Annotated in this window: 9 protein-coding genes; 4 read left to right on the top strand and 5 right to left on the bottom strand. The window is 38.9% G+C overall.

Annotation, left to right across the window (positions count from 1 at the left end; translation table 11 throughout):
* Positions 1–19: 19 nt before the first annotated feature.
* Complete coding sequence (locus IQ246_RS06560) at positions 20–196, bottom strand: hypothetical protein (protein ID WP_194001257.1); 177 nt, start codon at positions 194–196, stop codon at positions 20–22.
* Positions 197–618: 422 nt separating this feature from the next.
* Here IQ246_RS06560 and IQ246_RS06555 point away from each other — a divergent pair, with 422 nt between their 5' ends.
* Together IQ246_RS06555 and IQ246_RS06550 are read left to right on the top strand one after the other, a co-directional pair.
* Entirely contained in the window at positions 619–1,032 is a 414-nt protein-coding gene (locus tag IQ246_RS06555; RefSeq protein ID WP_244141947.1) for a four-helix bundle copper-binding protein, read from the top strand.
* Between the two features lie 663 nt (positions 1,033–1,695).
* A complete protein-coding gene (locus tag IQ246_RS06550; RefSeq protein WP_194001255.1) occupies positions 1,696–2,643 on the top strand; it encodes a zinc-binding dehydrogenase in 948 nt (315 codons plus the stop codon).
* Positions 2,644–2,893: 250 nt separating this feature from the next.
* Here IQ246_RS06550 and IQ246_RS06545 read toward each other — a convergent pair whose 3' ends face one another.
* On the bottom strand, positions 2,894–3,322 hold the full coding sequence (locus tag IQ246_RS06545; RefSeq protein WP_194001253.1) for a hypothetical protein: 429 nt from the start codon (positions 3,320–3,322) through the stop codon (positions 2,894–2,896).
* A gap of 353 nt (positions 3,323–3,675) precedes the next feature.
* On the opposite strand from IQ246_RS06545, the gene IQ246_RS06540 reads away from it, so the two are divergent.
* Both IQ246_RS06540 and IQ246_RS06535 read left to right on the top strand, forming a co-directional pair.
* Positions 3,676–4,659, top strand: a complete 984-nt coding sequence (locus IQ246_RS06540) for a DUF1517 domain-containing protein (RefSeq protein ID WP_194001251.1) — start codon at positions 3,676–3,678, stop codon at positions 4,657–4,659.
* Between the two features lie 211 nt (positions 4,660–4,870).
* Complete coding sequence (locus IQ246_RS06535; RefSeq protein ID WP_194001249.1) at positions 4,871–6,388, top strand: glycosyltransferase family 39 protein; 1,518 nt, start codon at positions 4,871–4,873, stop codon at positions 6,386–6,388.
* A gap of 66 nt (positions 6,389–6,454) precedes the next feature.
* On the opposite strand, the gene IQ246_RS06530 is transcribed toward IQ246_RS06535, so the two are convergent.
* The 3 genes from IQ246_RS06530 to IQ246_RS06520 form a co-directional block, all read right to left on the bottom strand.
* The gene (locus IQ246_RS06530; protein WP_194001247.1) at positions 6,455–8,308 is read right to left on the bottom strand and encodes a bifunctional serine/threonine-protein kinase/formylglycine-generating enzyme family protein; all 1,854 of its coding nucleotides are present in this window, start codon (positions 8,306–8,308) and stop codon (positions 6,455–6,457) included.
* 588 nt (positions 8,309–8,896) lie between these two features.
* A complete protein-coding gene (locus tag IQ246_RS06525) occupies positions 8,897–10,339 on the bottom strand; it encodes an AAA-like domain-containing protein (RefSeq protein WP_194001245.1) in 1,443 nt (480 codons plus the stop codon).
* A gap of 505 nt (positions 10,340–10,844) precedes the next feature.
* A complete protein-coding gene (locus tag IQ246_RS06520) occupies positions 10,845–11,663 on the bottom strand; it encodes an ABC transporter permease (protein WP_194001243.1) in 819 nt (272 codons plus the stop codon).
* Positions 11,664–12,075: the final 412 nt, after the last annotated feature.

Below are 12,075 nucleotides of genomic sequence, written 5' to 3'. Positions count from 1 at the left end.
TGACTACTCAACGAACTTTTTAACCATCCTCTAAGTGGGTTCCCAATGCCCAATGCCCAATCCCCAATGCCCCATGCCCCATACCCAATGCCCCATACCCAATGCCCAATGCCCCATACCCCGTTCTTAACGTGAGTTCGATAAACTTCTCCCTGCCTCCTGCTATACATAATGAGATATAACTTAATAAAGTCATGAAATTTTGATATTGCATAACAATAAGAAAATGTACTCATAGCATTTTTTTCATCAATAGACTTATCAGTAATAAAAATGTCTAGAAAGTTCATCAGATAAAAGTTTGAGGAATTATATAATTGGAGATAAATTTCTTCTTAAGAGATGTGAAGGAGTGAAACCGACAGCTAAATTCTTGATCCCCATAAAAGATTTACTCGCAATAAGTAATTCTCTATCATCAGCAGAATATTATTAAGTCTTGACTGACAAGGATTTTAGCTAATTAGAGCTTGAGCAAAATACCTAAAAGCAGCTTAATTCACATTAAGTAGATGGGTTTAGTGACCTTAAAATTGCAGGAATCATAGAACCTATTGATTTTCCCAAAACAAAGTTTTACCTTGCTATTGAGTGCGCTATTACACTGAATTGCAAAATATGGAAATTACTTCTATGATGATGACCGAATCTATACTCGCCGAAATGCAAGCTTGTAAACAAACCTGCATCGAATGCCAAACTACTTGCATTGATACCCTGAAATACTGCAAGAGTCAGGGTGGTAAACATTCAGACATGACTATGATGTCTATGATGCGCGACTGCGCCGAAATGTGCATGATGTGCGTCAATATGATTAATGATGGTTCTGAGTTTATGGGTAACACCTGTAGTTTGTGTGCCGAGATGTGCGATCGCACCGCAATGGCTTGTGAAAAGATGGGTAGCGATGTAACGGTGATGTTCTGTGCCGCTATTTGCCGCAAGTGTGCTGAATATTGCAAAACGATCGGGCTAAATTCTGCTTCCTATTTCCGCAGGTCAAGTTTGGTTAGCGAAGATACACTATAATACCTAGCTGAATTACCGCAGTTCAGGTATAACCAACTGATACCAACACCAAATAACTTACTAGTATTGGGTTCCTTTATTAACAGCAGACTGACAATTTTACTTGAATCCCTATTTTGCTGATTGCCTTTAGTGTTTCACCACCCAAAAACCAACTTTGTAGAATCTTCGTTTGGTGATGGTGTGGCAAACAAATAATCAAGAGTAGACTGTTGAGGTTTAAGCTTCAACAGTCTACTTTGTTAAAAGCCAACTAAATATTTGAGTGCAGTACCTCTGTATCACTAGGTAGCAGTAATACGGTTTGATTGCTTAATCACTCGTAGAGACAGGGAATGGGGAACTCGGGGCCCCCTTTGGGGATTAGGGGCGAAGGGGCAATGGGCAATGGGGAAGAAGTAATGAAGGTGTACTGAATTTTTTTCAAAAATCAAATAGGAATTCTATAGTATTATTGTCACTGAAAAAGTTAATTGACGGTTCTTTAGAGCGCGACTTGTCTAGTGAAACCAAATTCAAGATTTTTGTAGTCATTAACTGGGCTTGATTTAAAAACACATCGCTAATCGTCTATGCGATCGCAAACTGAGAGACGTCGTTACTACTCTTTCTCAAGAAATTGCATCAAACTAGAACTTATAAATTGATTGAGAGATTTTCAAGATGAGTAAAATACGTGCTGTTGTTGTTGACCCCAATGTATCAGGGCGTTTAGCACTGCGTGATGTAGATGCACCCACCCCTGCTGTGAATGAAGCGGTGATTCGGGTAGCCGCAATTTCCCTCAACCGAGGAGAAGTCAGACGTTCTACCACAGCTGAAGCAGGTTGGCGACCAGGTTGGGATTTGGCAGGTGTTGTAGAAACCCCTGCTGCTGATGGTTCTGGGCCTGCCGCCGGGACGCGAGTCGTCGGTTTACTCCGTTCTGGTGCATGGGGAGAATTAGTGTCAGTACCAACACACTCACTAGCAGAATTGCCCTCATCAGTCTCCTTTGCTCAAGCTGCCACATTACCCGTAGCTGGTTTAACTGCCTATCATGCCCTGCTCAAAGGTGGTTCACTTTTAGGTCGCTCAGTATTAATCACAGGTGCATCTGGTGGTGTAGGTCACTTTGCCATTCAATTAGCAAGGCTCAGTGGCGCACAGATAGTAGCACACATTCGGCGTCCAGAATACGAGACATTCGTCAAAGATGCTGGCGCTCATTTTGTAGTTACTGGTGAGGATATTTCATCAGCTAGCGAATACGGTTACTATCACCTAATTGTCGAGTCAGTTGGTGGAAATACCCTCGGAACAGCCCTCGGTTTGTTGGCAGAAGATGGGACGGTAGTTCTGTTTGGTACTTCAGGGGGAACAGAGGTAACATTCAATGCTCAAAGCTTCTATGGCACTGGTGGTGCAAGTTTGTATGGTCTAATTTTGTTCCACGAGTTGAGACGAGAATCGGCAGCAGTTGGACTAAAAAGGCTTTTGAGTTTAGTAGCAGCAGACCAATTGCGTCCCATTATTGATATTGAAGCTTCTTGGACAGAAATAGCTGATGTAGCGCAAAAACTACTTGACAGGCACTTTCCAGGCAAAGCGGTGTTGCACATCTCAAACTGAGCCTTGGCAACTTAAATATGCCGCTGGGTGTGCCAAAAGCCGATGCTCAGAATTTTCTAACAGAGAAAACACAGAGATGCGATCGCTCTCAGTGTTTAAATTGATTCATTCCAGGAACTATGGGGCATGGAGAAGAAGTAATAAAGATGTACTGAATTTTTTCCCCAAATCAAATATGATTCCTATATTTTAAAATTAAAGTTATTTTACTTAAAACTCATCAATTTATAATTAAGAACTGCTTTTTTTATTAACTCCCAGAGAAAAAGTTAGGAGTATCGATAATTTTAAATTTGATTAATACCATAATTAAAAAGGTATATGCAGTTGAAGAAACTAAACCCGTAAATAGTTCTTTTTTTAAGTTGCGTTCTTGGGGTTGTTTTTGGAAAACATCAATTGCACCTGCTTGCATTAAAAGAATACCAATAATATTAGATAACCAGTAACCGATGAGGACACAAGGCATAAGTAATTTAGGAGTAAAAAGACTACAAATATAACCAAATAAATAAGCAATTGGTAAGTTAAATATCAAGTCATTCCACCAGCATAATGGTGACAACAAATATCCGATAACTAAGAAAAATCCACCTCTAATCTTCTGCAATAGTGTTTTGGGCAAATTCTCTGTAGTCTGCGACAACAACTCTTGACTACTTTTTTCAATGTCAATCATAATAGTACGCTAATTTTATCGGTTTATCGTATTTTAAAATAAAAAATTAAAAAAGTCTATGAGTCTCTCAAGTTTGATTTAATAGGTTTGTCGTTTACGCTAGTAAAAATAGTTAATTGAGCTTAAAGGCCTATGGAAATATTTTGAGGTACGGTTATCTACTCAAGAAATCCCTCCTGCGATCGCTGTCTACCCAAGATAAGACACGGTAAATTAAATATGTAGCCTAACAAAGAGCCATTGCCAATCACAAACCCCTTGCTTGTTACGGGCTGGCGTCACCTACACACCACAACACTCCTACTAGCGTGAGGAGAAATCATAACCAATACCGTTTTCCAAACGACTGTATTATGCGTAAAAAACTACAACAAACCATCAAACCGCTGTTAAAAACTTTCTTTGTACTGAGCCTGGTGTTAGCTTTGGCCCTGAGTCACGCCGATGGAGCATTAGCTGCCCGTAGTGGTGGTCGCATTGGCGGTGGTTCCTTTAGAGCGCCTTCTAGCCGCACCTACACACCACGCACCTACGCGCCTCCTGGCGGGGGCTACGCTCCTTACCCCGGTGGTGGTTTTGGTGGTGGTTTTGGCTTTCCTTTTCTAATTCCCTTCTGGGGTATTGGAGGAGGGTTTGGCGGTCTGTTTAGCATTCTAATTTTCTTTGCGATCGCTAACTTCTTAGTCCAATCTTTCCGCCGCGTGTCTAATGGTGAAACAGAAGAAGTCGGCTATAGCAGCAACTCCCCTGTTTCTGTAACTCGTTTACAAGTGGGTTTGTTAGCTCAAGCTCGTGGCTTGCAAACAGAACTCAACCATATTGCCGAAACTGCTGATACCAACTCCCCAGAGGGGAGAGCAGAAATTCTGCAAGAAGCCAGTCTAGCTTTATTGCGCCATCCTGAATACTGTGTATATGCAGGTGGTGGAACCCAACAAGCCAGTTTAAATTCCGCTGAAGCTCAGTTCAACCGCCTATCACTGGGAGAACGCAGCAAATTTAGCGAAGAAACTCTTTCTAATGTCAACAACCAGCTAAAAGCAGCTAAGGCCAAAGATGCTTTACCTGCTGCTGGCGAACTCGACAATCCAACCCGTCTAATTACTGAAGGCCCTGGGGAATACATTATCGTCACATTATTAGCGGCGACATTAGGTAAGTATCAAATCCCAACAATTAACAGCGCTGATGATCTGCGTCAAGCTTTGCGGCAAATTGGTAGCATTCCTAGCGAAAAACTTCTAGCAATTGAAGTTCTTTGGACTCCGCAAGCTGAAGGTGATACCCTCACATCTGATGATGTGTTGGCAGAATATCCAGATTTAAGACTGGTTTAACCTCGACCTTTTTGCAAGTTTCTTGATACCACATAGAAAAATAAAGGCTGCCTTACTCAGGCAGCCTTTATTTTAGGTTATCCACCAATAAATAGAGTTCTAAGCATATTCCCTGATGTTGGGACTAGTGTTAATCTAAATGTATTCTGATAGTACTACGTAATCAAACGTTATTTGATTTGATTGCACTTCAATTTTAAGCAAAAATTCCATGATTAGCATTCCTAAACTGAGTAAGTTTGACTTTTTAGTTTTGATTGTTATTGTCATGATTGGTCTTATACATCTACCTTTTCCATTGGGAGGAGATCAATCACTTTTTACACTCGGTGCTTTGGAGATGCAACAAGGCAAGGTGCTCTATCGTGATTTTTGGGATTTGAAGCAACCGGGTATTTACTACTTTTATTTTTTAGCGGGAAGTTTATTTGGTTTTAATGAGATTGGCATTCATCTGTTTGAATTTATTTACATGATGCTTTTTTCTGTAATATTACTACTGACTCTAAAAAGCTATTTTCAGCATCAGGTAATTGCAAGTTTAGTACCTTTATTAACGGTTGGTGTTTACTACGTTGTTTCAAACCCTAGTCAACTTACTCAAGTAGAAGCTCTGATTGGTTTCCCTTTATTCCTTTGTCTTTGGCTGACCTATCAATCTTTTAAATGTGAAGGAAAGCAAAGGTTTTTCCAACTTTTAAGTTCAGGCTTGATTGGTGGAATTATCCTGTTATTTAAATTAATGTTTCTGTTGATATTGCTTTCTTTTTGGGGAACTTTATTGGTAAATTTTATATTTATAAAACGCCAGAGTTTTCAGAAAGCTTTTGTGAAAATTTGCTTGCCAATTTTTTTAGGAGTTATATTTCCTATTCTAGTTGTTATCAGCTACTTTGCTTGGTCAAATAGTTTATCAATTGTATATGAAACATTTTTTGTATATCCAGTACAGATTGTGGCTAATTCCAAATTTAGTATAATCAAGTTCCTTCGGGCAACAAGATGGTTTTTACAGGGTTTTTTCCCTTTAATTTTTATGGCTATTGTTGCAGTGTATGTATCATTACGTAAATCGAATAATTTATTAACTTGGCTACTTGTTATTTGGTGTATTTCTGGGATGGGTGTTATTTGTCTACAACGTCATTCATTATGGGATTATCATTATTTACTATTATTTGTACCTGTAGGGATTTTAGCAACTAAAGGATTAGATATATTATGGCAACCTTTAAAAGATTTGATTTCCCCAATAATTGCAACTTTGCTGCTATTTTTATTTTTCTTACCTTTATTTTTACAATTACAGTTTAAGAGTGTTGCTCTGGTTCAGAATAATTTTGCTTTAACCGAACAGACAAGATTTAAATATCAGTCCGTATTTAGAAAAGAGTATCCATCTCTTCATTCAGAGGTTGACTTTCTCTCTAAACCAGGCAATTTATCTGGTGATATTTTTATTATTGGTGATCCGTCTCTTTACTACTTATCAGGTCGAAATCAAGCAACATCACTAAATGGTTGGTCAGTTGAATTGTTTGTACCTCAGCAATGGACAGAACTTCTAAAAGAGTTAGATTCATCAAAGCCTGCTTATATATTTATTCATAATACTTATAAGTCTATGATTAAGGAAAAATCTCCAAAAATGCTGGAATTTCTTGAGCAAAAATATCGTATTGAACACCAAAGTAATCGCGGAACATGGTACATTTTAAATGTTAGCTAAATCTGTGGTTGATTGGAAAGAAATACTAAAGTTAAATTGTTTGCCGGGTAAATCTGAATTAAATTGCTAAATAGTCTCTCCGGCGGAAAGTACTACCCTAAAACCACAAATTCTCAACCCACCGTCTGACTCGTTCCAGCTACGGCTAGCGCTGCGACAAAGTTCCGAGCTGAAACTCCAAGAACCACCGCGTAATACGCGACGATGAGCATCGCCACCAACTTCCCAAGCTGTTCCATCTACAGGTGCATCGTTGTAATTGTTGTGCCACGAATCAGCGCACCATTCCCAAACTAGCCCGTGCATATCGTATAATCCAAAGGCGTTAGCTACCTCAAAACTGCCTACATTTGTCGTTTCTTTACGAAATTTGCTTTTTGACTCACCAGTGTAAGCATCGCTGCTACAGCTAACCAACTCAGAGGTAATCTTTTCGCCAAAGTGGAAGGATGTCGTAGTTCCCGCACGACAAGCGTATTCCCATTCAGCTTCACTGGGTAAACGATAGCTGCGTCCAGTTTTTTCTGACAGCCTGACACAGAATTCTACAGCTTCATGCCATGATACGTTTTCTACCGGTCTATCTAAACCTTTAAATTTAGATGGATTTGGATTTAAAGTTTGTTTAACTTTAGGTAAAGCTGCTATGGCTCTCCACTGTGCTTGAGTTACAGGAAATTTGCCCATAAAAAATGGTTCAACCCTAACTTGATGTTGGGGACGTTCGTCAGCATCTCCTTCATACTCTGGTGAACCCATCATGTATGTACCACCTGGAATCGATAACATTTCTAATGTGACGATCTTACTTAACTCTTCGGTAAAAAAGTTTGTATTTAGGCGATCGCGGCTAACTTCTCTACCAGCTGTGTCTACTGTCACTACATCAAATTCAAAAGTTTGTAAGGGTGGTAATGGTATAATTGCTTTTTCTGGTAGCTGCAATAATGTGGCTTGAGAAATTGCTACAATTTTTAACGCAGTTGGTGTAAAAGTAGATGTTGTAGACTTTAAATCATCTAAAACTGCTACTGCTGTTTGATACCTTTCACTTGGCAAGTGTTTTAACAATTTATCTAAAATTTTTCCTAAGTCGTCGCTAATAGTAATTCCTTTTTCCTGTAGACGTTCACGCCACAGCCATTTAACGTTCATAGGGTCATAAATAGGGTCATTAATTTGTCCGTAAGCATCCTGGAAGGGCAAACATTGAGTTAAAAGGCGCACGCAAGTTACACCCAAAGCATACAAATCACTGGCGTGACAAGCAAATCCAGCCATTTGTTCTGTTGGAGCATAACCGATGGTGTAAATTACCGTAGATGGTCTTGCTAAACTAGTTTGTGTTACTTGCTTGGCACCACCGAAGTCAATTAATACAGGTTTACCATCGCTTTCACGGCGGATAATATTTTCTGGTTTAATATCCCGATGGATAACATTATGAGAGTGAATAAAGTCGAGAATTGGCAATAAATCAGCTAAAAGTTCCCGAATTTGCGCCTCGCCATAAGTTTGTTGCTGAACTTCTCTTAAAAGAGTTTTCCCTTGAATAAATTCTTGCACGAGATACAAGCTAGAACCTTGTTCAAAGTAAGCAAGTAATCTTGGTATTTGGGTATGATTTTCTCCTAGTTCATACAACCGAAAAGCTTCTTCTTTAAAGAATTCCGCTGCTTTGGTACGTTGTCCTGTTCCCTGAACTTGAGGAAAAAATTGCTTGATCACGCAAGGAGCATTTAGTCTATCTGCATCTTCGGCTGCATAAGTTCTACTAAATCCACCTTCACCTAACAGTCTCAAGACACGGTAGCGGTTTCTGAGAAGTTTGCCAAAGTAACTTTGGCCGCAACTCACGCAAAATCTATTGCTGTCAGAGTTGAATGGATTTGAGCAATTGGGATTTTGGCAGATTTGCATAACGAGGGGAAAATAGCATCTTGTCCAAAGTTAGCCCCAATATTATCTAATTGAAAACAGTTATGTAGAGAAGCGAACACGGATATTTATCCATGTGCTTAAAACTCTCCTCAATACGAGGATTTAAAGATGAAGTAATTTTATTTATTTGTTTATCGGTACTGGGACATTTCTAAGTATGAGTAGATATAAATACATGAATTAATGTGACATATATAATAATATGCGAAACCTTTGATTCTGTCAATACGGAAGATATTTAGCTGAGAGTAAATACATATTAAAAATAGCTGATTTGCTTCCTGATTTATAATGGATATTACTACCTAGAAAGGTAGTCATGAGCAGCGATATATCCGATAAAATTTTATACGTTGTTGATATTTAATTAACTCACTAACAATACTTTTAAAAATCACAATTGCAAATAGAGCGAGCACCATTTTCCACAGTGTATACAAATAGATAGTCTATACAAACATATTACAGGTTGAGATAATTTCAATTTGTAATATGTTTATATTGCTTATTTTCTTTGACAGCAAAAATAATCTGATAAGAACTCTTCCAAGAAGATTATTTAGGTAATTAGACTGCTTTCCAACCCCTACTACTAAAAATTGTAGACAGCTGTTTTTCAAAGTAAGCGCGATAAAGTTCGCAACGCGGTTTAATGCGATCGCCCTCAAAACTGATCAAACCTAAACTGTCGAGCTTATAAGCCTCAATAGGATTAAGATAGATACTTTGCTTTGCCGTCACAATATCAGTATATATCTTTGCAAGATGTGGTTTGTCTTGCAGGATTGCCCAGTGTCGCCATAAATGATAACGGTAGATACCGCCATTGGTCATCGCCTCCTTTACCAGGTGTTCTAAAGACATTCCCTGACAGCACAGATGATATAAAGCAATTTGAATCAGTGCTGGATGACCCCCCACAAGGGACATCAGTTTAGTCGCCTCGTTCCCAGAATACCAGTTTAATCCGTGCCGTCTTGCTAAGTCTTCTACCTGTTGTTGAGTAAATTCTGGAAGACGGATTGGTAGTCCTATATTAAACGGGGAGCGGTTGATATCTAATGAGACATACACTTCTGTGGAGTAAACCACCACTAGTCTTAGCTTTTGCCAATTGGAATCTTGTCGTGCTTCCTCATACCACGAGCGCAACAAAGCAAAGAACTCCTGAGCAATATGAGGATGTTCAAAAAGGCAGTCAACTTCGTTTAAAACTAGAACCACTGGACTTTGACTCTGCTTGAGCAAACAGTTCTGGAAGTAAAGACTGCAACTCAACTTACAGCCAATTTCTTCATCCCATTGCTCATTCAGGTTGGGATCAATGCCTAGTTGTGTTGCAACTCGCCAGCAAATACAACGTAATAGCTTATTTAAGTCAGTCACATAGTCTGCATCAATCTGGTTGCAATTCAGGTTCACCGTGCGATATCCTTGCGTTTCTGCAAAGGCTAATAGCCGCAACACAAGAGAACTTTTACCCATTCCCCTTGGAGCTCGAATCCGAATCACGCAGCCTGGTTGCATCACCTCTCGATAGACTGGTTCCTCAATCGCGGGACGTTCAATATATAAGGGAGAATCTAGAGATATAGGGCCATCCGGGTATGCCCAAAGCTGTTCAAATTGCTCATGTTGTTCGTTAATAACTGAATTTACGGGTAAATACGGAACGAAATTTTGATTTCTTATGTTTAAACTCAGTGAGAGAGCTTTAGATGTTTCAGTTTTGTTCGATTCATTCAAGATGGCGTAGTCTTCTCTACGTAATTCTAAGTTAAAAGTGTCATAGCACAATCTCAGTGTTTTTTGATCTACACTTGTATTCAATGACCACAGTCGACTCAGTGTTTTGGTAGAAACATTCATGAGAGCAGCCAATTTCTCTAAAGTAAAATGCTCGCCCTTATTATCAGCTATCTCCATAGCTAATATTGCCGCTTGTAAGCGCTTCAGCCCTACAGGAGTCAGCACAAATCCCCGCCTTCGTGTGTTCTTAGGTGGTTTCATTTTGCTAATTATTTACCTGCTATCTTGATTAACTTTTTAACTGTCTTCTAATTTTTCCACATTTTGAATCAGTTATTCAACTGTTGTTAACTGCTTGTAAGCTGTTATTTAGCTTTCCAGTAAGTGGGTATAATTAAACAATAGACTCTTTATGGCTTGTAGTTAGCGATTTAGCGCTAATATGCCAAATACTGACTTTAATTTATTCATGCCTAGTATTTAAGAAATTATCTTGCGAATCTAATTATTCTATTAATAGACTGTTATTAAATATTCTTTAAATATCTACTTAACTCTCTTGATGGCATCCTCAACATGATCTTGAGCATTATAATACCCACTCTACAAGCGCTGAAGCATAAGTAAAATTTAATACTGCTTGGCGATCGCAGCCTAGAACCCTTGTAGAGCAAGGTTAATATCAAGAGTAAAATTTTACTTTCTAATTAAATAGCTAGTCAATACTACTGAAGCTACGCGAACAGTTACGAGTAATAATTACAAATTACGAATTAATAATGTTTTTTTTACTTTCTCCAGAAGCGCGAATCAATTCGGCTACAAAAGCAGCGATCGCAGATACTGAAATGAGCATGACGCTAAGAGCATTAATATCAGGCTTAACTCCTGTTCTGATCCGACTGAAAATTTCCATAGGTAAGGTGTTAGAACCGCTACCAGCAGTAAAACTGGCGATCAGAAAGTCATCTAAGCTGAGAACAAAAGCTAACAGACAACCGGCTATAATTCCGGGCATTAATTGAGGTAGCAATACTTTGATAAAGGCTTGGGTTGGTGTCGCTCCTAAATCAAGTGCTGCTTCTTCTAAGTGGGGATCTAAGTTGGTAAGTCGTGAAGAAACTACAAGTCCGATGTAGGCAAGACAAAACACCACATGAGCTGCCACTATTGTCCATATACTTAGGGGAATTGCAAATGCGGCTAGAACAACTAAAGTCGCCACTGCGATCGCAATATCGGGAATAATCAACGGTAGATAAGCAGTACCGCGATACAATTTTTTAAAAGGAAATTGATAACGTGCCAATCCCACAGCCATCGAGGTTCCCAGTACGGCTGAAATTCCCACTGCACAACCAGCAACTATCAAACTGTTTTTCAACGCTGATAAGATGCGATCGTCACTGAACAAATTGCCATACCACTCTAGGGTAAATCCTTGCCAATTTGCACTATAGGGTGACTGGTTAAAGCTATAAAAAGCTAGTACCAATATAGGCAAGTACATAAATACAAACATCAGCAATGAGAAAACCGCTTGCCAGGCAACATCCGGTTTTTTTAATGATGGAGATATATTCACGTTTATATATTCCTTAAACGAGATAGAAAGATATCATATTTAATATTATAAGTCAATTCTCCGACTTTTTTCTTGCTCTTATTAGTTAACTACTGGGCTAACCTGTGGAGAGAGGTAAAAAGAAGTTGGCTTTGATACTTTTATCGTTGTGTTTGAATTTCCGAAGACGAGGTTAATATTTCTTGTTAAAAACTTAGGTAGAACGTAAAGGATAAAATCCCAAGATAATTTCATTTTTTCGAGAATACATTGCTGTTTATCATTCATCCTGACCGACAATAAATCGGGAGCATCCCAGTTTTTTGCAAAGAAAGCGAAAATCAGTCAGGATAAGTAAGACGAGTGTATTTACTTAGCGATGACCCCAGAACAAAAACAAGCTCTTCAAGAACACATTCAAGCGATCGCTAAA

Origin of the sequence: aff. Roholtiella sp. LEGE 12411, assembly GCF_015206995.1 — a bacterium.
Taxonomy (GTDB): domain Bacteria; phylum Cyanobacteriota; class Cyanobacteriia; order Cyanobacteriales; family Nostocaceae; genus Komarekiella.
The sequence above is the reverse complement of the archived record's forward strand: the minus strand, read 5'-3'. Positions and strand labels throughout refer to the sequence as shown.